Below are 24919 nucleotides of genomic sequence, written 5' to 3' on the forward strand. Positions count from 1 at the left end.
AGGATGCGCTGGAAGGCGCCTCCGCCTGTGCGGGCCGCACATGCGGGAAGCCCGCGGGAGCGCGTACGGTGCAGCGCATGAGTTATCGCGTCGCCATGGACATCGGCGGCACCTTTACCGACGTCGTGTGCTACGACGAGCGGAGCGGGGCCGTCACCGCCTCGAAGGCGCCCACCACTCCGGGAGATCTGGCCGAAGGCGTGTTCGCCGCGCTCGGCCGGGTCGTGGACGACCCCGCGGAGATCTCGTTCTTCGTGCACGGCACCACGCAGGGGCTCAACGCGCTGCTCGAGCGCAAGGGCGCCCGGGTGCTGCTGCTGGCGAGCCAGGGCGGCAGGGACGTCTACCAGATCGCCAGGGGCAACCGCGACCGCATGTTCGACCTGCGCTATCGCAAACCCGTGCCGCTCGTGCCGCGCCAGGACGTCATGGAGGCGGGCGGCCGGCTGGACTACCGGGGGCAGGAGCTCGTCCCCCTCGACGAGGAGGCGGTGCGGGCGGCGGCGCGGCGGGCGCGCGCGGAGGGGTTCGACGCGGTGGCCGTGTGCCTGCTGTTCTCCTACGCCAACCCGGCGCACGAGCTGCGGGCGGGCGAGATCCTGCGCGCGGAGCTGGGCGAGGACGTGCTGGTCGTGCTCTCGCACGAGGTGGCACGGGAGTGGCGGGAGTACGAGCGGACCTCGTCGGCGGTGCTGGAGGCGTACACCGGCCCTGTCGTGCGCCGCTACCTGGCCAGGATCGAGCGGCGCTTCGCCGAGCGGGGCCTGGCGGTGCCGGTGCACGTGATGCAGTCGTCGGGCGGGCTGGTCAACGCCTCGTACGCGATGCGCAGGCCGTTGCAGACGCTGCTGTCCGGGCCGGTGGGCGGCACGATGGGCGGGGTCGCGGCGGCCAGGCTCATGGGCAGGGAGAACGCGATCTGCATCGACATGGGCGGCACGTCGTTCGACGTGTCGCTCGTGGTGAACGGGCGGCCCGACGTCAGCGCCGAGGCCCGCATCGAGGGCTACCCGGTGCTCATGCCGATCGTGAACCTGCACACCATCGGCGCGGGCGGCGGCTCCCTCGCCTACTCCGAGGCGGGCGCGCTGCGCGTGGGGCCCGCGTCCGCCGGGGCCGTGCCCGGACCGGCCTGTTACGGCAGGGGCGGCACGCGGGCCACGGTGACCGACGCCAACGTGGTGCTCGGGCGGGTGGACCCGGCGTGGTTCGCGGGCGGGCTGATGACGCTGGACGTGGAGGCGGCCGGTACGGCGGTCGCCGCGCTGGCCGGCGAGCTGGACCTCGATCCGCTGCTGCTCGCCGAGGGGATCTGCGACGTGGCCAACGCCAAGATGGCGCAGGCGATCCGCACCCTGACGGTGGAGCACGGGATCGAGCCCCGGGAGTTCGCGCTGGTGGCGTTCGGGGGAGCGGGGCCGATGCACGCCGCGTTCATCGCGCGGGAGCTGGGGATCTCCGAGGTGGTGGTGCCGCGCTTCCCCGGGGCGTTCTCGGCGTGGGGGATGCTGGAGGCCGACGTGCGCCGGGATCTGACGCAGCCGTACTTCCGGCCGCAGGACGTGCTCGACGGCGCTGACATGGCACGAAATTTCGCGACATTGGGGGAGGAGGCCCTGGCGGCGCTCTCCGCCCAGGGCGTGCCGGAGGAGCGGCGCCGGGTCGAGCACGCCGTGGACATGCGCTACGAGGGACAGGACTACACGCTCACCATCCCCCTGCGCGACGCGGCCGAGCCCGCCGGCCCCGGCTTCCTCGAGACGATCGCGGCCCGCTACGCCGAGGCGCACACCGGCCGGTACGGGCACGCCACCCCGGAGGCGCCGGTGGAGTTCGTCATGCTGCGCAGCACCGGGTTCGGCTCGTTCCCGCGCACCGCCGCCGCCGTGCCGGAGGCCCCCGAGGAGCAGGCCGGGCACGTACGGGACGTGATCTTCGACGGGACCGTGCACCGCACGCCCGTGCTGCGGCGCTCCGCCCTGGACGGCGAGCTGTCCGGACCCGCGATCGTGGTCGAGGAGACCGCGACCACGGTCATCCCGCCCGGCTGCGTGGCCGCCGTGGACCCCAACGGCTTCCTCATCGTGAAGGTGGACTCCCTGTGATCGACCCCGTCACCACCGAGATCATCCGCTGCGCCCTGCTCCAGGCGGCGGAGGACATGAACACCACCCTCATCCGCAGCTCCTACACCCCCGTCATCTACGAGGCCAAGGACTGCGCGGTCGCGCTGCTCGACCGCGACCACAACGTGCTGGGCCAGTCGTCCGGCCTGCCGATCTTCCTGGGCAACCTGGAGGTGTGCACCCGCGAGACCGAGCGCCTGTACGGGCGCGAGGTCTGGCAGGAGGGCGACGTGTGGGTGCTCAACGACTCCTACATCGGCGGCACCCACCTCAACGACGTCACCGTCTACGGGCCGATCTTCGTGGACGGTGAGCCGGCGGGGTTCGCGGCGTCGCGGGCCCACTGGCTGGACGTCGGCTCCAAGGACCCCGGCGGCTCCATGGACTCGACGTCGATCTTCCAGGAGGGCCTGCGGATGGGCCCGGTGAAGGCGTACGCGGGCGGCGAGCCCTGCCGCGACCTGCACGAGCTGATCGCCCGCAACGTGCGCTTCCCGCACGCCACGCTCGGCGACCTGCGCGCTCAGGTGAGCTGCGCCATGACCGGGCAGCGGCGGCTGAAGGAGATCGTCTCCCGATGGGGCCTGGAGACGGTGCTGGCGGCCCGCGACGAGATCTTCGCCCAGACCGAGCGCATGGAGCGCGCGGCCATCGCAGCCATCCCCGACGGCGTCTATGGGGCGTCCGGCTACCTCGACAACGACGGCATCGACCTGGACACGCCCCTGCCCGTCAACGTCACGGTCGCGGTGTCGGGCGAGTCGATGCGCGTCGACCTGACCGACTGCGCCGACCAGGCGACCGGCCCGGTCAACTGCGGCGCGGCCCAGGCCGTGGCCGCCGTCCGCGTCGGCTACAAGCTGCTGGTCTCGGGTGACGTGCCGCTCAACGGGGGCTCGTTCCGGCCGCTGTCGGTGGAGACGCGGCCGGGCTCGATGCTGGCCGCCGAGTCGCCCGCCGCCTGCCAGTACTACTACTCGCACCTGGGGCTCCTCATCGACCTGGTGGTCAAGGCGCTGGCGCCCGTGCTGCCGGGCAAGGCGGCCGCGGCCTCGTACGGGGACTCGATGATCGTGCAGTTCACCGGCACGGACCCGCGGACCGGCAAGCTGTACGTCTCCCAGGAGGCCACGGTCGGCGGCTGGGGCGCCTGGGAGGGCGGCGACGGCGAGGACTGCCTGATCAACAACGTCAACGGCGCCCTGCGGGACATGCCCATCGAGGTGCTGGAGACCCTCTTCCCGGTGCGCGTGCGCCGCTACGAGGTCCGTCCGGGCACCGGCGGCGCGGGGCAGTGGCGGGGCGGGAACGGGGCGGTGCGCGAGTACGAGTTCTGCGGCGACACGTCGCTGTCGCTGTGGTTCGAGCGCTCGGTCACCCCGGCCTGGGGCCTGGCCGGCGGGGAGGCGGGCGCGCCGCCGCGCGTCATCCTCAACCCGGGCACCCCGGACGCCCGCGAGCTGCTCAAGGTGAACGCCCTGCCGGTCAAGGCCGGGGACGTGCTGCGCTGCGAGACGGGCGGGGGCGGCGGCTACGGCCCCGCCGGGCGCCGCTCCCACACGGCCACGGCCGCTGACCTGGCCCAGGGCATGATCACCCGCTGAGCCGGTCACCCACCGTACCGGCGCTCTCCTCCGGCGCCGGTACGGCAGGCGGACCCTGCCCGCGCAGCCGGTCCATCTCCCGCCATTCGCGACGCAGCCCCGTCAGGCTCGTGGTGAGCCCGTAGGCGACCCCGGACACCAGCAGGACGGGCGCCAGGCCCACCGCCGTCACGGCGGCCCCGCCCAGCAGCCCGCCCAGCGGGATGCCGGCCCAGGCGAGCGAGCTCTGCAGGGCGTTCACCCGGCCGAGCAGGTGGCGGGGCACCCGCTCGTAAGAGATCGCGCCCAGGATCGGGTTGAGGAAACCGGCGGCGAACCCGCACACCGCGAACACGGACACCAGCGCCCAGACCGGCGCGTCCGTGGCCAGGATGAGGAAGCGCGGCGGCCCGGCGATCAGGAACGCCACGAAGAACACCGGCCTGCGCCGCATCCGGTGCGCCACCATGGCGGCCACCAGGCTGCCCCCGACCGCGGTCAGCCCCGTCACGCTGCTGTTCAGCCCGAGGACGGCGGGGCCGTGGCCGGACTCCTTCGCCCACACGGGCGCGAGAACCTGGCTGAAGGCCGCGTCCAGCAGGTTGGTGACGCCGACCATGACGATGATCGCGAGCAGCAGCGGCTCGCCGCGCAGGAACGCGAAGCCCTGGCCGAACCGCCGCCAGTATCCCTCCTGCTGCTCTCCTGACGCGGGCGCGCGGTGTCCCATGCCGCCTGGCAGCGCCGCGGCCACGACCATCGAGCCGAGCGCGAAGCAGACCGCGCTGATGACCAGGCCGGCCAGCGGGCCGAGCAGCGCCACCATCGCGCCGCCCAGCCCGGGACCCAGCGTCGAGGCCAGCCGCTCCGTCACGCCCATCAGCCCGGTGGCCCGCTCCAGCGGCACCCGCCCGCGCTCGGCCGCCTCCGGGACCATGATCTCCTTGGCCAGGTCCCCGGGCCCCCGGGCCGCGCCGATCACCGCGACGAGAGCGATGAGCGCGGCCGGCGGCAGCACGTGGGCAGCGTGCAGCAGGACCACCGCGGCGGCGGCCGAGGCGCTCACGACGTCGCAGACCCACGAGATCCGGCGTGGCCCGGCCCGGTCGACGAGCGGCCCGGTCAGCGCCTTAACCAGCACGTACGGGGCCATCTCCGCGAACGCCACCACCCCCGTCAACGCGGCGCTCCCGGTGCTCGTCAGCACGAACCAGGGCAGCGCGATGGCCGACACGCGGGTCGCGGTCATCGACACGGTCATGGCCGCGAGGACCCCTGCCATCGGCCGTAAGGACCGGCGCGGCTCCATCACGACTCCTCCGCATCCTCCGGCTCGGGCAGGACCTGCGTCATCAGGTAGACCCGGACCGCGTCCGGCGGCGCCTCCTCCCCGTCACGCCGGTAGCGCGCGACGAGCGCGCCCAGGTCCTCCCGCAGCTGTCCCGCCTCCTCCAGGGTGAGGCGGAACGCGTACGAGCTGAGGTCGAGCACGCGCCGCCACGGCTCCGGCATGGTCTGCATCTCGTTGAGCGCCTGCTGCGTGCGCAGGTTGTAGAGCGCGGCGATGGACTGCAGGTACGCCAGCACCGCCTCGGGCTCGCGCTCGGACAGCCCGCCCTCGTCCGTGAGGCGCGTCGTCCGGTGGACCGAGCGCCACCAGCGCTCCCGCGCGTTGCCGCGCTCGGCGTCCTCCTCGACGAACCCGGCGGCGGCGAGCCTGCGCAGGTGATAGCTGGCCGTCCCCGAGTTCACCCCCAGGCGTTCGGCCAGGCGGGTGGCAGTCGACGGGCCGTGCTTGCGCAACAGGTCCACGAGCTGCACCCGCACGGGATGGGCGAGGGCCCGCAGACCCTTGGCGTCGAGGACGACCACGCTCTCAGGGGATGGCGTCATGCCAGAAGGTTAAACCGCAAACACTTCTTCGCAAAGAGTTCTTCGCGAAGAAGTGTTTGCGGTTTTCGCGCCCGAAAAGAGATCAACACCGGCTCCCCGCCCGGTGAGAATGATCGACACGGGGACGCTCGGGGGTGCCGCGTCCCCGGTGACATCGTTCTGACGGAAGGACCGACAGTGCGTCATTTACCGAGCCGCCTGCTCGCCGGCGGCGCCGCTCTCGCCATGGCCGTGACGGGGGCCGCCATCCTCATGCCGACGGCGCCCGCCGCGGCCGCGAGGGTCGAGGCGGTCTGCGCCGACACCGCCGCCGACGCCCGGATGCTGCAGGCCGCGATCGACTCCTCCAAGGAGGGCGACGAGATCGTCATCAAGGGACCGTGCCTGATCAACGCCACGATCAGCCTGCCGGACCGGCGCACGTACCGGGGCGACGCCAAGGCCGGGGCGGTGCTCAGGCAGGCCGACGGCGCCAACCTGCCCGCGGTGCTCGCCTCCGAGGGGTGGGTGAAGAACACCGAGTACAGCGGCGACACGATCCGCGTCGAGAAGCTCACGATCGACGGCAACCGGGACCACAACACCGGCACCGTCGGGCTGCTGCTGCGCTCCTGGAACACCCGCGTGTACGACGTGGACATCTACGGCACGCCCTCCGACGGCATCCGCATCAGCAACCCGTCGCAGAACGGCACGCTGCTGAAGAACACCATGGTCAACAGCGTCATCAGCGACGTCTACATCGAGGGCGCCGCCGAGGCGGGGCTGCGGGTCGTCGACCCCGGCAACTCCGTCACCGACTGGACGCTGCAGCGCTCCTGGATCGGCTTCAGCGGCACGCACGCCATCCAGAGCGACAACGCGGCCGGCTGGACGCTCAGCGACCTGCACCTGTACGCGACACCGAAGAACGCCATCGACGCCCACCGCTGCTTCGGCACCTCGATCCAGAACAACTACATCGAGGACTTCGGCGCCGAGAGCACGGCGAAGCAGACCTACTACGGCATCCGCTGCGACCTGCAGGGCGAGGCGAACACGACGATCACCGCCAACCGGATCCACAAGTTCCTGCCGCCGCCGGACGCGCTGGCGGCGCTGCGCATGGAACTGGGCAGGGCCCGGCGGGAGGGCTCGGCGCCGCCGGAGCGCACGCTGGCCACCGCCGGGCCGCTGCCGCCGGACGTGAACTTCGTCTACCTCGCGCTGGACGCGGTCAACTACGGCACCGGCCACGCGGCGATCACCGGCAACACCATCCTGGGCCACGGCACCAGGCGTGAGACGGGCATCCTGCTCACCAAGGGCGACGGCGAAGGCAAGGCGATGTCCGTCGCCTCCAGCGGCAACCTGATCGACGGCATCGGGGTGCCACGGAAGATCGGGCCGGGGGTGAGGATCACCAGAGGTTACTGAAGGACCTCGCGCAGCAGCTTGGGACCGCCCGGCCGGCGCCGCCACTCCCTCGGGTAGCCGAGCGACACCTCCTCGAAACGCACGCCGTCGTACCAGGTGACGCGGGGGATGTGGAGGTGGCCGTAGATCATGGCGGCGGTCGGGTGGCGGGTGTGCCAGTCTCCGGTGGCCGTCGTGCCGCACCACTGGGCGAACTCCGGATAGCGCAGGATGTCGGTCGGCTCGCGGACCAGGGGATAGTGGTTCACGAAGACCAGCGGCACGTCGTCGAGCCCGGCCAGCCGCCGCTCGGTCGCCGCCACCCTGGCCCGGCACCACGCCTCACGGCTCGGGTACGGGTCGGGGTGCAGGAGGTACTCGTCGGTGCAGACGATGCCGGTGCTGTGGGCGTAGGCGAGCGCGCTCTCCTTGGTGTGGTGGCCGGGCGGCCGGAACGTGTAGTCGTAGAGCAGGAAGAGCGGCACGATCCGGACCGGCCCGCCCGCCCCCTCCCACACGGGGTAGTCGTCCTCCGGGGTCAGCACGCCGAGCTCCCGGCACATGGCGACCAGGTGCTCGTAGCGGGCGGCGCCGCGCAGGTCCGGCGAGTCGTCCGGCGGGGTCCACAGCTCGTGGTTGCCCGGCACCCACACGACCCGCTCGAACCGGCCCGCCAGCAGCCCCAGCGCCCAGGCGATGTCGGCCAGCCGCTCGCCGACGTCGCCCGCGACCAGCAGCCAGTCCCCGGGGCCGGCCGGTTTCAGCTCCTGCACGATGGCGCGGTTCTCCGCGTAGCCGACGTGCAGGTCACTGATGGCCAGCAACCTGCTCTCGCCTTGTCCGGACAAGCGGGCCTACCTTCGGGTGAGTTCGCGTGTGACTACGAGCATGCCACGCGGCAGGCGGGCGTCACAGGATGCGGGCGGTGCCCTCGCCGCCGGCACCGCCCAATACGCTGTCGGATGTGCCCGCGCCGTACCTCACCCTCGCCACCGTCGTCGAGCACGAGACGGAGGCCAAGCGCTCGCGCTTCATCTGTGCCGTGGCGCCCGCGCGCAGCGTCGAGGAGGCGGTCGCGTTCATCGGCGAGCGGCGGCAGAAGCATCCCGGCGCCAACCACAACTGCACCGCCTACGTCATCGGGCAGCGCATACAGAAGGGCGACGACGACGGTGAGCCGGGCGGCACCGCGGGCACGCCGATGGTGCAGGCCCTGGTGGGCAGGGGGTTCAGCGACGTGGTCGCCGTGGTGACCCGCTACTTCGGCGGCACGCTGCTGGGGGCGGGCGGCCTGGTACGCGCGTACGGCTCCGCCGTGACCGAGACCCTCGACCGGGCCGAGCCGGTGCGGATGGTGCCGGCCAAGCTGGTCCGCGTCGCGGTGGCGCACGACCAGGCCGGGCGGGTGGAGAACGACCTGCGGGCCTCCCGCCACCCGGTGCGCGACGTGACGTACGCGGGCGAGGTCACCTTCGCCGTCGCGGTGGGCGCAGACGAGGTGGCGCCGTTCGCCGACTGGGTGGCCACGCTGACGGCCGGCCGGGCCCGCGTGGACGTGGGCGACGACATCCACGTCCCCACCTGATCGGCCGGCCTGATCGGCCCGCCTGATCAGCCCTCCAGGGCGTACTGCATCACGCGGAACTTGGCCTGGGCCTCGGCCAGCTCGGCGGCCGGGTCGGAGTCGCCCATGATGCCGCCGCCCGCGAACAGGCGGGCCCGGCGGCCCTGGATGAGCCCCGAGCGCAGCGCGATGCCCCACTCGCCGTCGCCGTGGGCGTCGATCCACCCGACGGGGCCGGCGTACCCGGCCCGGTCCATGCCCTCCAGCTCCCGGATGACCTCGATCGCAGTGCGGGTCGGGGTGCCGCCGACGGCGGCCGTGGGGTGCATGGCCGCGACCACGTCGAGGACGGACGCCCCGTCGGCCAGCCGCCCGCTGACGTGGCTGGCCAGGTGCTGCACGTTGGGCAGCACCAGCAGCTCCGGCTCGTCCGGCGTCTCCAGCCGGGAGCAGAGCGGGGCGAGGGTCTGGCGGACCGAGGCGATCGCGCACTCGTGCTCGTGGCGGTCCTTGGCCGAGGCGAGCAGCGCGGCGCCGCGCGCGAAGTCGTCGGCCGGGCCGGTGCCGCGGGCGGTGGTGCCGGCCAGCACGAGCGACTCGATCTCCTGGCCGGTACGCCGGATCAGCAGCTCGGGCGTCGCCCCGACCAGCCCGGCGACGGAGAAGGTGTAGCACTCGGGATAGCGCTGGGCCAGCCGCGTGAGCAGCAGCCGCACGTCGATGGGCCGCTCTGCGGTGGCGACCAGGTCGCGGGCGAGCACGACCTTCTCCAGCTCTCCTTCACGGATGCGCTTGGCGGCCCTGGCCACGACCTCCTCCCACTCCGGCGCGGTCAGGCTGCCGTCGCCGTAGCGGATGCGGCCGGGGTCGCGGATGGGGGAGAACGTCTCCAGCGGCGCGTCGCCGATCGTGGTGAGCCAGGCGTGGCCGCCGCGGCGGGCCAGCACGGCGCGCGGGACGACCAGGACGGAGCCGTGAGCGTCCTCGTCGAAGGTGAAGCTGCCGAAGGCGACCGGGCCGGAGCCGGGCGTGCGCACGGCGTCGTCCACGTGGGCGTCGCCGAACACCGTGGCCAGCCACTGGCGGGCCCAGGCGAACCTGCCGGGGCCTGGGGGTACGGTCACCCGTGCGGCCTGTCCCCAGCCGACGAGGCCCTCGCCGTTCCTGACCCAGGCGTAGGGCGCCGTCCTGGGCAGGGATGCCAGCAGGTCGCCCGGGTCACCTACGGGGGTGGTGCGAACCGGCAGCGGGCGGGTTGTTCCGAGCGCGACACTCACCCAAGACACTCTATGCGGGAACTGAACACGTTCGACTCGGACCCCCGTGAATGCGAGGTTACGGACAACAACCCGGAAAAGCGCGGGTGCCGGACCCGGATTCGCCCCGACCTGATCGCGTCCGGCCTGTCAAGCGGCGATATGAAGTCGGTCCTGAAATCACAGACCTTGCCGGAACGCCATAGCCGGACGATGATCCACTTCCTACCTTGGGTCCATGATCCGTCGCCTGGGCTCCGTGCTCGCCGCAGTGATTCTCGTCTCCTCCACCGGTCCGGCCCAGGCCGCGACGGGTGAGGCCGTGCCCGCGGTGATGGCCGCGCTCGGCGACTCGATCTCCACCGGCTTCAACGCCTGCGGCCTGTACGTCTCCTGCACCGCGCGCTCGTGGTCGACCGGCGACAACGAGCTGGTGGCCAGCCACTACCTGCGCCTGTCCAAGATGTCTGGAACGCTCCAGAAGCACAACCTCAACTTCGCCGTCCCCGGATCGACCAGCGCCGACCTGCTGGGCCAGGTCCGCAAGGCGGTCGAGGCCAAGGCCGACTACGTGACGATCATGGTGGGCGCGCAGGACGCGTGCACCCGCACCGAGCAGGCCATGACGCCCGTCGCGACGTACCGGCAGCGGCTGGACACGGCGCTGGCCGAGCTGCGCGCCGGGCTTCCCGAGGTCAGGGTGCTCATCGCCAGCATCCCCGACCTGCGGCGGCTGTGGAAGGTCGGCAAGGCCAGCGCGCTGGCGCGGACGTTCTGGACGGTGGGCCGCATCTGCCAGACCATGCTCGCCAGGCCCGACTCGATCAAGCAGGCCGACGCCCAGCGCCGCGACCGGGTGCGGGCGCGGGTGATGGCCTACAACCACGAGGCGGCCGAGGCGTGCTCCGCCTTCGGCGCCGCCTGCCACACCGACGGCGGGGCCGTGTTCTCGTTCCCGTTCACGCTCGACCACGTCAGCAAGTGGGACTACTTCCACCCGAACACGGCCGGACAGCAGATCCTGGCGAAGCTCACGTTCGAGCACGGCTTCACCTGGATCGACCCCCGCTAACGGCACTGGTCGAGCATCATCCGCTTGTCGGCCGCCCGGACCGGCACGTCGTACTTGAGGGCGACCTGCGCGAAGCGGGTGACGTACGCGCACCGGATGCGCCGCTGCGGCGGCAGCCAGCCGGCCGGCCCCGAGGCGTCCTTCTGCTCGTTGGCCTCCCCGTCCACGGGCAGCAGGTTCAGGGGGTCGTTGGCGAAGTCCAGCCGCTTGGACATCGGCCAGCGCGGCGCGCCCATGCGCCAGGCGTAGTTCAGCGGCACCACGTGATCGACCTGCACCTCGTCGGCATTGGCCTTGCGCCAGTAGATGGTCCTGCCGGTGTAGGGGTCGGTCAGCTCCATGGAGACGACCTCGCAACTGGAGCCCGCCCGGTACTTCACGTTCTGCCCGTCGCGGGCCAGCAGGTCGTCGCGGGTGCGGCAGCCGTTGCGCGCGTACGGTACGCCGATCGCGCTGTCGGCCCAGTTCGCGCCGTAGCGGGTGCGCTCGTAGCCGGTGTTGGGGCCTAAGCCCTTGACGCGCAGGCGCTTGATGAGGGCGCGTGCTCTGGCCTTGTCGGCGTCGGAGATGATGGGTGCCAGGCCGGGCAGCGTGCCGCTGGCGTTGCCGAGCGGGCTCGCCGCGGTGGCCGGATGGGTCTTGGAAGTGCCGACGAGGGAAACGACGATGATGGCTCCCGCTAGAAGGGCAATGGCGTCCTTCGTGCTCAAGCAGGCCTCCGCGCATCCAAGGTTGTCTAGAGAATTCCCGGCATCCCATGTTTTGACACGGGGAGGGTTGTGTGACTGATCGCCCGATCGACCCGGACGTCGATCTCCACGTCCCGGCGCAGCGTACCGAGCTGCACTGGCCCGTGCTCGCGGCCATCGCGGCGGGTGGCGCGCTGGGCGCCCTGGCACGTTACGGCCTGCAGTCGGCGCTGCCCGCCGGGCCGGCGGACTTCCCGTGGGCGACCTTCCTGGTCAACGTGTCGGGCTGCCTGCTGATCGGGGTGCTGATGGTGGTGATCACGGAGGTGCGGCAGGCGCACCGGCTCGTACGGCCGTTCCTGGGTGTGGGGGTGCTGGGCGGGTACACGACCTTCTCGACGTACGCGGTGGACGTGCAGCGGGCGGTCGCGGCGGGCGCGCCGCTGACGGGCCTGGTCTACCTGGCGGCCACGATGGCCGCGGCGCTCGTGGCCGTGACCGCGGGCATGTGGCTGACCCGGCGGATCGCCGGGAGACCGGCGGGCGTTCGATGACGGTGCTGACCGCCGTCGTGGGGGGCGTTCGATGACGGTGCTGCTGATCGTTCTGGGCGCGGCGGCCGGGGCGCCGCTGCGTTATCTGGCCGACCGGGCGGTGCAGGCGCGGCACGACACGGTGTTCCCGTGGGGGACGCTGGCGGTGAACGTGGCCGGGTCGGCGCTGCTCGGCTTCCTGGTCGCGCTGCCCGCGGAGGGCGGGTTCATGGCGCTGGCGGGCACCGGGTTCTGCGGGGCGCTGACGACGTACTCGACGCTCGGGTACGAGACGGTGCGGCTGATGGAGGAGGGCGCGCGCTTCCACGCGGTGGCCAACGCCGCCGCCAGCGTGGTGGCCGGGCTCGGCGCGGCCTACTGCGGCGCGGCCCTGGCCCAGGCGCTGTGAAAGGTCCTTTGAAGAGGCGCCGGGGAGGATTCGGATTCCTGCGGAGTAGGGCAGGAAGAGACGGATCGCCGTCAGGGTGGTTCGTCGTCTGTCGTGGGAGTTGCGAGGCTGGTCTCGATCGGGTGGAGGAGATGGGAGTTGAGGGAGCGCCGTCGGTGCGGGCTTCGGTGGTCAGGCGTTTGTGCAGGTCCGCTGGGAGTCTGAGGGTGATGCGCACTTCTTTATCCATGTCACCGGGTGTAGTGGTACGGTTCCGCCGTGATGACGCTGGAGGAGGGTGGGAGGGGTCCGGGAGCGCCCGGTACGCCTACCGGCTTCGCGTGTCGTCTACCGCCCGGACGGCGCTGCTGGCCGAGTGGGACCGCTGCCGGTGGGTCTGGAACGAGTGCGTCGCCAAGTCCCAGCAGACCTACCTGCACAACAAGGCCGACCCCGGCGACAAGCGGACCTGTGGCCCGGCCCAGCTCGACAAGATGCTGACCGAGGCCCGCCGGATCACGCCGTGGCTGCGCGCGGGTTCCTGCGTGCCGTAGCAGCAGATCATCCGGGACTTCGGCAAGTCCCGGGCCAAGGCGGTGAAGGACATCATTGAACGCCTGCCGGTGCGGCAGCGGGCCGGGATGCCCCGTTTTAAGAAGAAGGACCTGGCCGGCCCGAGCCTCAACTACACCAAGCGCGGCTTCCGCTTCAAGGACGGCCGTCTGCAGTTGGCCGGCGGCATTGTGGTGACTGTGGTGTGGTCGCGGGATCTGCCCGGCGAGCCGTCGTCGGTGCGGGTGTACCGCGACAGCCTCGGCCACTGGTACGCATCCTTCGTCGTCCTTGCCCGATCCGAGCCTCTGCCCGACACGTGCCGAGTGATCGGCATCGACTGGGGCGTGAAGGAGACCGCGACCACCACCAGCAGCACGTGCGACCTTCCCCACGCCGAGCACGGCAGGAAAGCCGCCGCGAAGCTGGCCCGCTACCAGCGGATGATGGCCCGCAGGAAACCACAGCGCGGCCAGGCTGTCTCCAACGGCTACCGGCAAGCGAAGCGGCAGGCCGCCAAGCTGCACAAGAAGGTGGCCCGGCAGCGTCAGGACACCGGCCGCAAGTGGGCCAAAGCCGTGGTCCGCGATCATGACGCGCTCGCGGTGGAGGACTTCAAGCCGAGGTTCCTGGCCAAATCGACCATGGCGCGCAAGGCTGCCGACGCCGCCATCGGCGCCACGAAGAAGGCCCTGGTCGAGATGGGTCGCAAGCACGGGCGGGACGTCCGCCTGGTCCACCCCGCGCACACCACGATGGACTGCGCGCAGTGCGGAGCGAGAGCCAAGCACGCACTGCCGTTGGGTGAGCGCACCTACACCTGCACCGCGTGCGGAGCCGAATCCCCCAGGGACAAGAACTCCGCCCGCGTGATGCTCAGCCGGGCTGGTCTGGCCCCGGCTGGTGCTGATCGCGTAAGACCCGACTGTCCGCCGGACGGTCGGGCAGCGTGAGCCAGGAATCCCCGCCTTCAGACAGGGGAGCAGTCAATCATGCACATCCTGACATCGGCATCCTCGCGCGCGCAGAAGCGGCAAGGGCCGTCTCACTTAGTGACTGCTGTTCGAGACCGGCGTCATCGACCGAGTCGGCAGCGTCGACGAGGGCAGCACACAGACCGACACCCGTGAGATAGAGCGCCGTCGCGGCATCACCATCCGCGCGGCCGTAGCCTCCTTCACCCCGGGCGACCTCCGGGTCAACCTGGTCGACACGCTCAGCCACGGCGACTTCGTGGCCGAGGTGGAGCGTGTGTCCGCCGGGATCAGCCCATCCGGTAGGCGGTATGTCGGGTTTCGGCGATAGATGGGTATTAAGGGGCACAGTGCACCATTCGGGGGCACACGTCCGTACAGGGGGGATTCCCATGGCAGACACGAAGAAGAAACCCGCCGCGAAGTCCGGCAAGTCCAAGAAGCAGGCCATCAAGACCAGCAGGCAGGCCAAGGAGACCAAGAGGGAGACGCCGCGGAAGACGTCCACGGACGAGGAATGACCCCTCCCGCCTGCCCGGCCGGACGGCTGGGCAGCAGCGGTGACTCCTCTGACCCGAGTGACATGATCTGACAGCCGGGGGCCTCGCGCTCCCGGCTGTCGATTCGATCGTGGAGTTGCCCTCATGTCGGCCTACCTGCGCTTCCCCGCTGTCTTCCAGGACGTGGTCGTCTTCGCCGCCGAGGACGACCTATGGATGGTCTCCGCCCAGGGCGGGCGGGCCTTCCGCCTGACCGCCGGGCTCGCCGAGGCGGGCTACCCGCGCATCTCGCCACGCGGCGACCGGCTCGCGTTCGTCGGGCGCGAGGAGGGCCCGGAAGAGGTGTACGTCATGCCGTCCGGCGGCGGCGCGGCCCGCCGGGTCACCTTCCACGGCGCCCGCTGCACGGTCACCGGCTGGGACCCCGAGGGGCGCATCCTCTACGCCAGCGACGCCGCCCAGCCGTTCGAGGGCCGCAAATGGCTGCACCGCGTCGCGCCGGGCGGCGTGCCGGAGCGACTTCCGTACGGACCGGCCAACTCGATCGCGTACGGCCCAGAAGGCATGATCGTGCTCGGCCGCAACACCGCCGACCCCGCGCGGTGGAAGCGCTACCGCGGCGGCACGGTCGGCGACCTGTGGATCGACCCGCGCGGCGACGGCGAGTTCCGGCGGCTGATCAGGCTGCCGGGAAACCTGGCCTCGCCCTGCTGGAGCGGCGGCCGGGTGTGCTTCATCTCCGACCACGAGGGCGTCGGCAACGTCTACTCCTGCACCCCCGACGGCCAGGACCTGCGCAAGCACACCCACCACGACGACTACTACGCGCGCAACCTGTCCGGCGACGGGCACCGGCTGGTCTACCACGCGGGCGCCGACCTCTACCTGCTCGAGCCCGGTGAGCCGGCGCGCCGGCTCGACGTGCAACTGGCCAGCTCCAGGACGCAGCGCAACCGCAGGTTCGTCGATCCCGCCGACTACCTCGACAGCGCCACGCTCAGCCCCGACGGCAGCGCGCTGGCCGTCACCGCGCGCGGCAAGGCGTACGCGATGGCGGACTGGGAGGGGCCCGTGCAGCAGTACGGCTCGCCCGACGGCGTCCGCTACCGCTTCCTGACCTGGCTCAACGACGGCGCCCGGCTCATCGCGGCGGCCAGCGACGACGGCGACGAGGAGCGCCTGGTCATCCTCGAGGGCCACGAGGGCGGGGGCGGCACGGAGGTGGCCAGGCTGGGCCGGGTCAACGCGCTCGTCCCCGACCCGGTGCACGACCGGGTGGCCGTCGTCAACCACCGCCACGAGCTGCACCTGCTAGACCTGGCCACCGGCCGGTCCGACCTGGTCGAGGCCAACCCGCACGGCGCGCCGGAGGACCCGGCCTGGTCGCACGACGGGCGCTGGCTGGCGTACACCAGCCCGCTCAGCCCCCAGTCCAGCGCGATCAAGCTGCACCACCCCGAGTCGGGACGGACGGTGCAGGCCACGGAGCCGGTGCTGAAGGACTCGATGCCGGCGTTCGACCCGCAGGGCCGCTACCTCTACTTCATCGGCCAGCGGACCTTCTCGCCCGTCTACGACCAGCTCCAGTTCGACCTGGGCTTCCCGCTCGGCACCCGTCCGTACGCGGTGGCGCTGCGCGCGGACGCGCCCGACCCGTTCGTGCCCGTGCAGCGGCCCCTGGGGGAGAAGGACGAGGACGACTCCGACGAGGCGGAGCCGCTGCACGTGGACCTGGACGGGCTGGTCCGGCGCGTCACCGCGTTCCCGCTGCCCGAGGGGCGCTACGAGCGGGTGGCCGGGCTCAAGGGCAAGGTGCTGATCCTGACCAGCCCGCTCGAGGGCGAGAACTCCCTGCATCTGTACGACTTCACCAAGGGCAAGAACGAGCATTTCGCCGACGGCGTCACCGACTTCGAGCTGGGCCGCGACCACAAGACGCTGCTCTACCGCGCGGACGCCAGGCTGCGCGTGGTCAAGGCGGGCGAGGCGCCCGGCGACGAGGAGGGGCCGGGGCGCGAGAGCGGCTGGATCGACCTGTCACGGATCAAGGTGTCGGTCTGCCCTGAGGCGGAGTGGCGGCAGATGTTCCGCGAGGCGTGGCGGCTCCAGCTGGAGAACTTCTGGACCGAGGACATGGCGGGCGTCGACTGGCCGGCCGTCTACGACCGCTACCGGCCCCTGGTGGAGCGGGTCACGACCCGCGGCGAATTCTCCGACCTGCTCTGGGAGCTGCACGGAGAGCTCGCCACGAGCCACGCCTACGAGAGCGGCGGCGAATACCGCCCCGGTCCCGACTACAGCCAGGGCAAGCTGGGCGTCGACTGGGACTACCGCGACGGCGTCTACCACATCCGCTCCATCGTGACCGGTGACCCGTGGGATCCCCAGGCGACCTCGCCGCTGAACCGGCTCGGTCTCGACGTACGTACGGGCGACGCGGTCCTCGCCATCAACGGCGCTCCCATCGGAACGGCCGCCACCCCCAACGAGCGCCTGGTCAACCAGGCCGGCGAGGAGGTCGAGCTGACGCTGCGCCGGGAGGAGCGGGTGTTCACGGTCACCGTGCGCACCCTCGCCGACGAGCAGCCGGCCCGCTACCGCGACTGGGTGAACCTCAACCGCGCCGAATGCCACCGGCGCTCCGGCGGGCGCGTGGGCTACCTGCACGTGCCCGACATGGGGGCCGAGGGGTTCGGGGAGTTCCACCGGGGGTTCCTGGCCGAGTACGGCCGCCAGGCGCTCATCGTGGACGTGCGCTTCAACGGCGGTGGCCACGTCTCGGCGCTGCTGCTGGAGAAGCTCGCCAGGCGGCGGCTCGGGTACGACTACCCGCGCTGGGGCGACCCGGAGCCGTACCCGCCGGAGTCGCCGCGCGGGCCGCTGGTGGCGATCACCAACGAGTGGGCGGGCTCCGACGGCGACATCTTCAGCCACACCTTCAAGCTGCTGAAGCTGGGCCCGCTGGTCGGCAGGCGCACCTGGGGCGGCGTCATCGGCATCTGGCCGCGCCACCAGCTCGCCGACGGCACGGTGACGACGCAGCCGGAGTTCTCCTTCGCCTTCGACGACGTCGGCTGGCAGGTCGAGAACTACGGCACCGATCCCGACATCGAGGTCGACATCACCCCGCAGGACTACGCAAGAGGCGTGGACACGCAGCTCCAGCGGGCCATCGACGTCGCGCTCGACCTGCTCGCCGAACAGCCGCCGCACACTCCTGATCCCCGGCATAGGCCGCGCATGCAACCTTAAGGACATTGCAAGCGTCTAAAGATCATAGGTGGGGTTAGCACATAGGGGATGAACAAGTGCACTCTGCCGAAGCGAGACAATAGGCCGGTGGTGGGGCTCCTTGCCGCCGGCCATACGTGTTGTGACTTCTTCCGGCGATAAAAGGGGATTTGTCAGGTGCGCGCACTGGCACGCAAGGGAAAGTCGGCCATGCGCCGGCTCTATCGGGGGTACAACCGGCGCAAGGCTCAGAACGCGCCCCCGCCGTCCACCAGGCAGGTCCGCATCCTGCTCCTGCACGCGTACGGGATGGGCGGGACGATCAGGACCGTGTTCAACCTGGCCAGCTATCTGGCCAAGGAGCATGACGTCGAGATCGTGAGCATCTTGAAGGAGGCCGAGGAGCCGTTCTTCCCCATCGACCCGAGGGTGAAGTTCCGCTTCATCGACGACCGGCTCAACCCCAGCCCCGACCCGCTGCGCGCGATGCTGTCGAAGATGCCGAGCCGGCTCATCCCCAAGGACGAGACGGCGTACCACCGCTTCAACCTGTGGACCGACCTCAAGCTGGCCCGCTACATCCGCTCGCTCGACACCGGCGTGCTGATGGCCACCCGCCCGGGGCTCAACCTGGTGATGGCCCAGCTGGCGCAGCCGGGCGTCATCACGATCGGGCAGGAGCACGTGGCGCTGCGCACCCAGGCCGAGTCGATGCAGGAGCTCATCAAGTGGCGCTACCGCCGCCTCGACGCCCTGGTCACGCTCACCAAGGCCGACCTGCGCGACTACCGCCAGACGCTGCCGAAGAAGCCGCGCAAGCTGGCCCGCATCCCCAACGCGGTGCCGCCGATGAGCGGTGACGTGTCCAAACTGGACGCCAAGGTCGCCGTGGCTGTCGGCAGGATGACCCGCATCAAGGGCTTCCACCGCCTCATCACCGCCTGGGAGACGGTCGCCGCCGCCCACCCCGACTGGAAGCTGCGCATCTACGGCGCCGGGCCACAGGAGGAGAACCTCGCGCAGCAGATCAGGGAGGCGGGGCTGGAGGACAAGGTCGAGCTGCCCGGACCCACGTCCGACGTGGGGGCGGAGCTGGAGAAGGCGTCGATCTTCGTGCTTAGCTCCCGGCACGAGGGCTTCCCGATGACGATCCTGGAGGCCATGGCCAAGGGACTGGCGATCGTCAGCTTCAACAGCCCGCACGGGCCCAAGGAGATGATCACGCACGAGGTCGACGGGCTGCTGGTCAAGCCGCGTACCAATGCCAACCTGGCGGAATCGATCATCCGGGTGATCGAGGACGAGCAGCTGCGGCGCAGCCTGGCGGCGGGGGCGTTGGAGACGGCGCGGACGTACGACGTGGATGCGATCGGGGAGCAGTGGGACGCGCTGCTGGCGGAGCTGCTGGCGCGGCGCGACGGCACGTACGTCCGCCCGGAGCCCCCGGCCCCCGAGCCGTCGCCGGACGGCGCAGCTTCCCCGGGACCGGGCGGCGTCGCCACCTCCGCGCCGGGATCTGACGGCGCCACCTCCGCGCCGGGATCTGACGGCGCCACCTCCGCGCCGCGATCGGGCGAGGCTGCGGCGACCGTGCCGGGACGGAGTGAGCAGCCGAGTCCGGCTCATCCGTCCGATGCCATGCCCCCGTGCCCGTGACCTGCACCGGCTCCGCAGCAGACAGCCCTGAAATGGCCGGCGCGCTGGGACGGCGATGACAGGCGCGCCCGGGGGCAATGGGCGGCGCGCTGGGACGCTATGAAGGGCGCGCCCGAAGGTCCATGATCGGCGGGCTGATGAGACGCGAGGTCGGGTGCGCTCGAGGGCCCGTGATCGGCGGGCTCAGACGCCGGACCCCGTGAGCTCCACCGGCTCGGCGATGACATCGACGAGCGCGCCGTTCCGGTAGACGGTGATCGGCAGTGGCCGGCCGATCGCGTCGGCGAACATCAGCCGCTGCAGGCTCTGCGCGTCGCCCACCGGGCTGCGGCCCGCGCTCAACACCAGGTCGCCGGCGCGCAGCCCGGCCTGGTGGGCGGGCGAGCCCGGCACCACCTCCATCACACGCAGCGCCCCCGCCTGCCCGGTACGCCGCCGCAACGGCTCGGGCAGCGGTGCGGGAGAGGTGACCAGCCCGAGGAACGCCCGCCTCACCCGCCCGTCCCTGATCAGGGCGGCGATGATGGAACGGGTGGTGCCGTTCATCGGCACGGCGAGCCCCACGCCCACCCCGGCCACCGCCGTGTTGATCCCGACCACCCGGGCCCGGGAGTCGGCCAGCGCGCCGCCCGAGTTGCCCGGGTTGAGCGCGGCGTCGGTCTGGATCACGTCCTCGATGAGCCGTACGGCCGAGCCGCTGCGCGCGGGCAACGACCGCCCCAGCCCCGACACCACTCCGGCCGTCACCGACCCGGTCAGTCCGAGCGGATTGCCCACGGCCACCACGAGCTGGCCCACGACCAGCTTGTCACTGTCGCCCAGCGTGGCGGGCTCGGGCGTGGCCGTCTGCGCCCTGATCACCGCCAGGTCCGACAGCGGATCCCGCCCGACCACGGTGAAATCACCCGAACTCCCGTCGGCGAACGCGACGGTGCCGGCACGGGAGGACCCGACGACGTGCGCGTTGGTCAGCAGAAAGCTCGGCGAGCCGTGGGTGTACTCCTTCGCGGGGGAGAAGTCGCTTGCCGAGATGACGACTGCCGAACCGCTGCCCTGGTTGGTGCGGACACTGGCGACCTTCGGCAGCAGCTCTGCGGCAACGGTGGACACGATCTGGGAGTACGAGTCGAGCGGCTCAGCCATGGACGGCTCCCGAACGAGAAGGGGATTACGTGATTACACCGTAACTCTCGCCGTGCCGATTGACGCCAACTGGCCGGGACGTCGTCGATGGGCTGGTTCGAGCACGCATCTACACGAAGATCCCGTACACGTCGCCGCAGCACACGTTCACCGGCCGGCCGCCCCGCATCGCCGCCATCCGGCCGTGGTCGGACGTGCCCTCGCTGAGGCCTGCCGGCTGTGGTCGGGCGTGCCCCCTCTGACGCCTGCCGGTCGTGGTTGGGCGTGCGCCTCTGAGGGCTGTCGGCCGTGGGCGGGCGTGCGCCTCTGAGGCCTGCGGTCTGGTCGGGTGCCGCCGCGCGGCGCTGCCGGTCATCGTCAGAATCCATCGCGCGGCCATCCGGTCGTCGTCAGGCCCCGCTGGGCGCGCCATCCATCCATCCGGCCGACGGCGAACGTGTAGAAGTACGTCAGAGCAGGCGCAACTGCTCCGGCCGGTCCCGGTCGGACTCGCGACGGGGTGGGAGGCGGCGGGCCATGGCGGGGGTGGCACGGCCGACGCCGTGGCGTTCGGCCAGCTCCTTGACGAGGCCGGTCACGCGCTCCTGGTACGACTTCGGCGCGTACGCCCCCCGCCCGTACAGCTCCAGATAGCGGGGCACCAGGCGTGGATGCTCGCGCGACAGCCACTTCAGCCACCACTCCCGCGCCCCTGGCCGCAGATGGAGCACGATCGGGGCGACGTGGGTGGCGCCGGAGGCGGCGATCTCCTTGACGGTGGCCTCCAGCTGGGCGGGGGAGTCGGTGAGATACGGGAGGATCGGGGCCATCAGGACACCGCAGGCGATTCCGTTGTCGTTGAGTGTCGCGCATGTCTCGAGCCGTCTGCTCGGGTGGGGAGTGCCCGGCTCCACCGCGCGCCACATCGCCGGGTCGATGAAGCCGGCGGACACGTTGGTGCTCACCTCCGTGACGTCGGCCGCCTCCGTCAGCAGGTCGAGGTCGCGGAGTATCAGCGTGCCCTTGGTCAGGATCGAGAACGGGCTGCGGGCGTCGCGCAACGCGGACAGGATGCCGCGCATCAGCCCGTAGCGGCCCTCGGCGCGCTGGTAGCAGTCGACGTTCGTGCCCATGGCGACGTGGTGGCCACCCCAGCGGGGCGAGGCCAGCTCCTTGCGGGCCAGCTCGGCGGCGTTGACCTTGACGACGATTTTCGAGTCGAAGTCCGCACCGGCATCAAAATCTAGATACTCGTGCGTCTTTCGGGCAAAACAGTAAATGCAGCGATGAGTGCACCCACGGTAGGGGTTGATCGTGTATTCGAACGGGACCCGGCTCGCCCCAGGAACCCGGTTGATGATGGATCTGGCCTGGATCTCGTAGAAGGTCATCCCCTTGAACTCGGGCGTGTCGAAGGTGCGGGTGACCGCGCCGCGAGCGAACAGCGGCACGGCCGGTTCGTCCCGACCGGCCCCGGCCAGGCGCAGGTTGTCCCAGCGCATGGCATGATTAGAACAAAGGTTCGAGCTTGATCGCAAACCGAAAAGAGGTTGCAATTACCTGGTCAGCTGGGGGCTAATGATCTTCAGGGTTGGGCAGAAAGACGTCGCAGAGCTTGCGTTCGGGAGGTGCACCTATGGCCTGGTCGCAGGACGAGGAGCGGATGCTCGCCCAGATCGAGCAGCACCTCGTCGACGACGATCCGCGACTCGTCGCACGGCTGGAGTCGTTCAACGAGCGAGTGCGCCGTAGCGAGGAGAAGGCCAAGGCCAGGGCGCAGCGAGTCCCCCGGCCCCGGCCGCGCCGCTCGACGGTCATCATCCTGATCAGCTGGCTCCTCATCGCCACGCTGATCGCCACGCTTCTGATCATGGTCCTCCGCCACGAGGCCGCCGCCGCACTGGCCCTCGCCGCCGCCTTCTGACCACTCACCCCACCTCAGCCCGGCCCATCCCTCCTGGCCGGCCACCCCCGCCCAGCTCCCGGCCCACCTCGACCTGGCCGGATCCCCTTCGCCACTGGTTCGTTCTGAACGGCATGGCCCCGGCATCCGCCTGATCCAGATCGTGCCGCGCGATGCCGCCTGACGAAAGCGGATCGCGGCGGCCGACCGGCGCGGCCTGACGGCCCTGTTCTGGACCCGCCTGAACCTGCACGGGCGCCTCGAGCCCCGGCATGGGCTGTCACCTGGCATTGGACGGCGTTCCGGAGGGCCTGCCCAGCCTCTGATGTCCCGAGGCCACTGAGGCCCCGAGGGGTGAGGCGCGCTCCGGGGGTGTGGCGCTGTCTCCTGACATTGCGCGGGGCTGTGTCGTCGTACCGGTGAACCGAAACGCGAAGGAAGTGAACCGGTCATGGAACCCGTGAACATCGCCGTCATCTACTACAGCGCCACCGGCACCGTGCACGCTCTGGCCCAAGCCGCCGCCGAGGGCGCGGAGAAGGCCGGAGCGCATGTGCGGCTGCGCAAGGTCGCCGAAACGGCCCCACCCGCGGCGATCGGCGCCAATCCGGCCTGGGGCCGGCACCTGCAAGACACCGCCGACATCGCCGAGGCCGGCCACGACGACCTGGTGTGGGCCGACGCGGTGCTGTTCGGCACCCCCACCCGCTTCGGCAACCCGGCCAGTCAGCTCAGGCAGTTCATCGACACCACCGGTCCGCTGTGGTACCAGGGCCAGCTCGCGGACAAGGTGTACTCGGCTTTCACCGCCTCGAACACCGCCCACGGCGGACAGGAATCCACCATCCTGGCGTTGGGGAACACCTTCTACCACTGGGGCGGCATCATCGTTCCCCCCGGCTACACCGACCCCATCCAGTTCCAGTCAGGCAATCCTTACGGCACCTCCCACGTGGCCGGCGATGGCGTACCCGGTGAGGTGGCCCTGCAGGCGGCCCGCCACCAGGCCCGCCGCCTCGTCGACACCGCGGCCTTGCTCAAGGCCGGCCGCGCCGCCTGATCCACCAGGGAACACCCACCTTTTCTTGAACGGAGGATGCGATGACTTCATACGATTCCGAGGTCAGGGCGCTCTTGGACAGCCGAGTCGACGCCTGCCAGACGAAGGACATCGACCGGCTCATGTCACATTATTCTCACGACGTTGTCTATTACGATGTCGTTCCCCCTCTCCAGTTCGCGGGAGCCGATGAAGTCCGCGGCAACTTCGTGCGCTGGTTCGACGAGTACGACGGCCCTATCAGCCTGGAAACGCACGACGTCACCGTCGCGACGGCGGGGGATGTCGCGTTCGCCCACATGCTTCACCTGGACAGTGGAACGCGAAAGAACGGGCTTCAAAGCGCTATATGGGTACGTTCGACCGTTTGTCTCCGGCGGACACCTGACACGTGGCTGATCGCACACGAACATATCTCCGTGCCGATCAACCCGCAGAACCTGCAAGCGTGGTTCCCGCCGGGGTACGAGCCGGCCTGACCGGCATCTGCCTGCACGACATCGCCTGGACGTCGCCGGTCAGCGTGCACCGCCGGCCGGCCGACGCCTACCGAGCCGAACGCCGCCCGCTGGCCGCTGCCAACCTGCGCGGAATGAGAGATCGGCAACGGGGGCACTGGTCCTCGTCAGCCGGCCACGCTCGACTGTTCGAGCTGCACCCGCAGTAACGGGCGGCCGACAGCGTGCAACTTCTCCGAAAAGGTCATGTGCTGGGAGGCTAGTGTCGAAGCATGACCGTGACGATCGCCGAAGAACTCCTCCTGCTCGCCTACAACGACGAGAAGGGCACGCAGCTTGTCTCCGGGACCCAGCTCGACCCGGCCCTCGCCGGCGCGCTCCTCGCCGAGCTGGCCGTCAACGGCCGGCTCGAGCTGTCGGACAAGAAGGTGACGGTCAAGGACCCGTCCCCGCTCGGCGACCCGGAGCTGGACGCCACGCTGGGCCGCATCGCCAAGGAGGGCAAGGAGCGCAAGCCCGCCTGGTGGGTCCAGCGGCTGCAGTCGGCCAATCTGCGCAAGCGCCTGCTCAGCAGGCTGGCGGAGTCCGGCGTGCTGGCCGAGCAGCGCGGCAAGGTGCTGGGCATCTTCCCCACCACGCGCTGGCCCGAGGCCAACCCCGACGTGGAGGCCGCGGTCAGGGGCCGGGTGACCAGCGCGCTGGCGGGCGCCGACCCCGACGCCCGTACGGCCGTCCTGATCGCCATCGCGCACGCGGCCAAGCTCGACGGCAAGGCCTTCCCCGAGGCGAGCAAGCAGCGCGTCAAGGAGATCGCGGAGGGCGCCTGGACGGCCGACGCGGTCGCCCAGACCATCGCCGCCATCAACGCGGTCATGATCACGACGATCACCGCGGCGACCGTCGCCGCGACGACCACCACCACGGGGTGAGCCGCTCTGGTTGCCGGTGTCGATGACGTCGCGCG

At 71.0% G+C, this 24919-nt stretch carries 25 protein-coding genes; 18 read left to right on the forward strand and 7 right to left on the reverse strand.

Annotated features, from left to right (window positions below):
• Positions 1–77: 77 nt before the first annotated feature.
• On the forward strand, positions 78–2105 hold the full coding sequence (locus AB0H84_RS33425) for a hydantoinase/oxoprolinase family protein (RefSeq protein ID WP_357613187.1): 2028 nt from the start codon (positions 78–80) through the stop codon (positions 2103–2105).
• Positions 2102–3730 carry a hydantoinase B/oxoprolinase family protein gene (locus AB0H84_RS33430; protein WP_357613190.1) on the forward strand — a complete coding sequence of 543 codons (1629 nt, stop codon included), beginning with the start codon at positions 2102–2104 and terminating at the stop codon, positions 3728–3730. The genes AB0H84_RS33425 and AB0H84_RS33430 overlap by 4 nt, the downstream gene beginning before the upstream one ends.
• Here AB0H84_RS33430 and AB0H84_RS33435 read toward each other — a convergent pair.
• Together AB0H84_RS33435 and AB0H84_RS33440 are read right to left on the reverse strand one after the other, a co-directional pair.
• On the reverse strand, positions 3720–5018 hold the full coding sequence (locus AB0H84_RS33435) for an MFS transporter (RefSeq protein WP_357613193.1): 1299 nt from the start codon (positions 5016–5018) through the stop codon (positions 3720–3722). The genes AB0H84_RS33430 and AB0H84_RS33435 overlap by 11 nt on opposite strands.
• Positions 5018–5602, reverse strand: a complete 585-nt coding sequence (locus AB0H84_RS33440) for a helix-turn-helix domain-containing protein (protein ID WP_357613195.1) — start codon at positions 5600–5602, stop codon at positions 5018–5020. Before AB0H84_RS33440 ends, AB0H84_RS33435 begins: the two co-directional genes overlap by 1 nt.
• Positions 5603–5779: 177 nt before the next feature.
• Between AB0H84_RS33440 and AB0H84_RS33445 the strand changes: the two genes are divergently transcribed.
• Entirely contained in the window at positions 5780–7018 is a 1239-nt protein-coding gene (locus AB0H84_RS33445; protein WP_357613198.1) for a right-handed parallel beta-helix repeat-containing protein, read from the forward strand.
• On the opposite strand, the gene AB0H84_RS33450 is transcribed toward AB0H84_RS33445, so the two are convergent.
• The gene (locus AB0H84_RS33450) at positions 7012–7845 is read right to left on the reverse strand and encodes a metallophosphoesterase (protein WP_357613201.1); all 834 of its coding nucleotides are present in this window, start codon (positions 7843–7845) and stop codon (positions 7012–7014) included. The genes AB0H84_RS33445 and AB0H84_RS33450 overlap by 7 nt on opposite strands.
• A gap of 116 nt (positions 7846–7961) precedes the next feature.
• Between AB0H84_RS33450 and AB0H84_RS33455 the strand changes: the two genes are divergently transcribed.
• A complete protein-coding gene (locus AB0H84_RS33455; RefSeq protein ID WP_357613203.1) occupies positions 7962–8582 on the forward strand; it encodes a YigZ family protein in 621 nt (206 codons plus the stop codon).
• 26 nt (positions 8583–8608) lie between these two features.
• On the opposite strand, the gene AB0H84_RS33460 is transcribed toward AB0H84_RS33455, so the two are convergent.
• The gene (locus tag AB0H84_RS33460) at positions 8609–9838 is read right to left on the reverse strand and encodes an isochorismate synthase (RefSeq protein ID WP_357613205.1); all 1230 of its coding nucleotides are present in this window, start codon (positions 9836–9838) and stop codon (positions 8609–8611) included.
• Between the two features lie 217 nt (positions 9839–10055).
• Here AB0H84_RS33460 and AB0H84_RS33465 point away from each other — a divergent pair, with 217 nt between their 5' ends.
• A complete protein-coding gene (locus AB0H84_RS33465) occupies positions 10056–10889 on the forward strand; it encodes an SGNH/GDSL hydrolase family protein (protein ID WP_357613208.1) in 834 nt (277 codons plus the stop codon).
• Here AB0H84_RS33465 and AB0H84_RS33470 read toward each other — a convergent pair.
• Positions 10886–11599, reverse strand: a complete 714-nt coding sequence (locus AB0H84_RS33470; RefSeq protein ID WP_357613211.1) for an HNH endonuclease family protein — start codon at positions 11597–11599, stop codon at positions 10886–10888. The two genes, AB0H84_RS33465 and AB0H84_RS33470, sit on opposite strands and share 4 nt — an antisense overlap.
• 71 nt (positions 11600–11670) lie before the next feature.
• On the opposite strand from AB0H84_RS33470, the gene crcB (AB0H84_RS33475) reads away from it, so the two are divergent.
• The 8 genes from crcB (AB0H84_RS33475) (at position 11671) to AB0H84_RS33510 (ending at position 19412) form a co-directional block, all read left to right on the forward strand.
• On the forward strand, positions 11671–12132 hold the full coding sequence (gene crcB, locus AB0H84_RS33475) for a fluoride efflux transporter CrcB (protein ID WP_357613214.1): 462 nt from the start codon (positions 11671–11673) through the stop codon (positions 12130–12132).
• A 31-nt stretch (positions 12133–12163) separates the two neighbouring features.
• Positions 12164–12520, forward strand: coding sequence for a fluoride efflux transporter CrcB (gene crcB / locus AB0H84_RS33480; RefSeq protein WP_357613216.1), 357 nt, complete (start codon positions 12164–12166; stop codon positions 12518–12520).
• 320 nt (positions 12521–12840) lie between these two features.
• Positions 12841–13053, forward strand: a complete 213-nt coding sequence (locus AB0H84_RS33485) for a hypothetical protein (RefSeq protein ID WP_357613219.1) — start codon at positions 12841–12843, stop codon at positions 13051–13053.
• A gap of 9 nt (positions 13054–13062) precedes the next feature.
• Positions 13063–14004 carry a transposase gene (locus AB0H84_RS33490; RefSeq protein ID WP_357613427.1) on the forward strand — a complete coding sequence of 314 codons (942 nt, stop codon included), beginning with the start codon at positions 13063–13065 and terminating at the stop codon, positions 14002–14004.
• Positions 14005–14128: 124 nt separating this feature from the next.
• Positions 14129–14356, forward strand: a complete 228-nt coding sequence (locus AB0H84_RS33495) for a GTP-binding protein (RefSeq protein ID WP_357613430.1) — start codon at positions 14129–14131, stop codon at positions 14354–14356.
• 61 nt (positions 14357–14417) lie between these two features.
• The gene (locus tag AB0H84_RS33500; RefSeq protein ID WP_357613222.1) at positions 14418–14546 is read left to right on the forward strand and encodes a hypothetical protein; all 129 of its coding nucleotides are present in this window, start codon (positions 14418–14420) and stop codon (positions 14544–14546) included.
• 123 nt (positions 14547–14669) lie between these two features.
• Positions 14670–17777 (forward strand): PDZ domain-containing protein, encoded by a 3108-nt coding sequence (locus tag AB0H84_RS33505; protein WP_357613224.1) that lies wholly within the window; start codon positions 14670–14672, stop codon positions 17775–17777.
• Between the two features lie 156 nt (positions 17778–17933).
• Entirely contained in the window at positions 17934–19412 is a 1479-nt protein-coding gene (locus AB0H84_RS33510) for a glycosyltransferase (protein ID WP_357613227.1), read from the forward strand.
• 183 nt (positions 19413–19595) lie between these two features.
• Here AB0H84_RS33510 and AB0H84_RS33515 read toward each other — a convergent pair whose 3' ends face one another.
• Complete coding sequence (locus AB0H84_RS33515; protein ID WP_357613230.1) at positions 19596–20555, reverse strand: trypsin-like peptidase domain-containing protein; 960 nt, start codon at positions 20553–20555, stop codon at positions 19596–19598.
• Positions 20556–21004: 449 nt separating this feature from the next.
• Complete coding sequence (locus AB0H84_RS33520) at positions 21005–22036, reverse strand: Rv2578c family radical SAM protein (RefSeq protein WP_357613233.1); 1032 nt, start codon at positions 22034–22036, stop codon at positions 21005–21007.
• 134 nt (positions 22037–22170) lie between these two features.
• On the opposite strand from AB0H84_RS33520, the gene AB0H84_RS33525 reads away from it, so the two are divergent.
• From AB0H84_RS33525 to AB0H84_RS33545, 5 genes are all read left to right on the forward strand, one after another.
• Entirely contained in the window at positions 22171–22458 is a 288-nt protein-coding gene (locus AB0H84_RS33525) for a DUF3040 domain-containing protein (protein ID WP_357613236.1), read from the forward strand.
• Between the two features lie 430 nt (positions 22459–22888).
• Complete coding sequence (wrbA, locus tag AB0H84_RS33530) at positions 22889–23497, forward strand: NAD(P)H:quinone oxidoreductase (protein WP_357613238.1); 609 nt, start codon at positions 22889–22891, stop codon at positions 23495–23497.
• 41 nt (positions 23498–23538) lie between these two features.
• Positions 23539–23976 carry a nuclear transport factor 2 family protein gene (locus AB0H84_RS33535; protein ID WP_357613241.1) on the forward strand — a complete coding sequence of 146 codons (438 nt, stop codon included), beginning with the start codon at positions 23539–23541 and terminating at the stop codon, positions 23974–23976.
• Positions 23946–24164 carry a hypothetical protein gene (locus AB0H84_RS33540; protein WP_357613244.1) on the forward strand — a complete coding sequence of 73 codons (219 nt, stop codon included), beginning with the start codon at positions 23946–23948 and terminating at the stop codon, positions 24162–24164. The genes AB0H84_RS33535 and AB0H84_RS33540 overlap by 31 nt, the downstream gene beginning before the upstream one ends.
• 63 nt (positions 24165–24227) lie before the next feature.
• The gene (locus AB0H84_RS33545; protein ID WP_357613247.1) at positions 24228–24884 is read left to right on the forward strand and encodes a GPP34 family phosphoprotein; all 657 of its coding nucleotides are present in this window, start codon (positions 24228–24230) and stop codon (positions 24882–24884) included.
• Positions 24885–24919 lie beyond the last annotated feature (35 nt).

The organism is Nonomuraea sp. NPDC050786 (assembly GCF_040654115.1).
Lineage (GTDB): Bacteria > Actinomycetota > Actinomycetes > Streptosporangiales > Streptosporangiaceae > Nonomuraea.

Bases quoted from the DNA above. Each gene is read 5' to 3' on its own strand.
- AB0H84_RS33425 (WP_357613187.1), top strand. From the start codon at position 78: ATGAGTTATCGCGTCGCCATGGACATCGGCGGCACCTTTACCGACGTC.
- AB0H84_RS33435 (WP_357613193.1), bottom strand. From the start codon at position 5,018: ATGGAGCCGCGCCGGTCCTTACGGCCGATGGCAGGGGTCCTCGCGGCC.
- AB0H84_RS33440 (WP_357613195.1), bottom strand. From the start codon at position 5,602: ATGACGCCATCCCCTGAGAGCGTGGTCGTCCTCGACGCCAAGGGTCTG.
- AB0H84_RS33465 (WP_357613208.1), top strand. From the start codon at position 10,056: ATGATCCGTCGCCTGGGCTCCGTGCTCGCCGCAGTGATTCTCGTCTCC.
- crcB (WP_357613216.1), top strand. From the start codon at position 12,164: ATGACGGTGCTGCTGATCGTTCTGGGCGCGGCGGCCGGGGCGCCGCTG.
- AB0H84_RS33500 (WP_357613222.1), top strand. From the start codon at position 14,418: ATGGCAGACACGAAGAAGAAACCCGCCGCGAAGTCCGGCAAGTCCAAG.
- AB0H84_RS33505 (WP_357613224.1), top strand. From the start codon at position 14,670: ATGTCGGCCTACCTGCGCTTCCCCGCTGTCTTCCAGGACGTGGTCGTC.
- AB0H84_RS33515 (WP_357613230.1), bottom strand. From the start codon at position 20,555: ATGGCTGAGCCGCTCGACTCGTACTCCCAGATCGTGTCCACCGTTGCC.
- AB0H84_RS33520 (WP_357613233.1), bottom strand. From the start codon at position 22,036: ATGCGCTGGGACAACCTGCGCCTGGCCGGGGCCGGTCGGGACGAACCG.
- AB0H84_RS33525 (WP_357613236.1), top strand. From the start codon at position 22,171: ATGGCCTGGTCGCAGGACGAGGAGCGGATGCTCGCCCAGATCGAGCAG.
- wrbA (WP_357613238.1), top strand. From the start codon at position 22,889: ATGGAACCCGTGAACATCGCCGTCATCTACTACAGCGCCACCGGCACC.
- AB0H84_RS33535 (WP_357613241.1), top strand. From the start codon at position 23,539: ATGACTTCATACGATTCCGAGGTCAGGGCGCTCTTGGACAGCCGAGTC.
- AB0H84_RS33545 (WP_357613247.1), top strand. From the start codon at position 24,228: ATGACCGTGACGATCGCCGAAGAACTCCTCCTGCTCGCCTACAACGAC.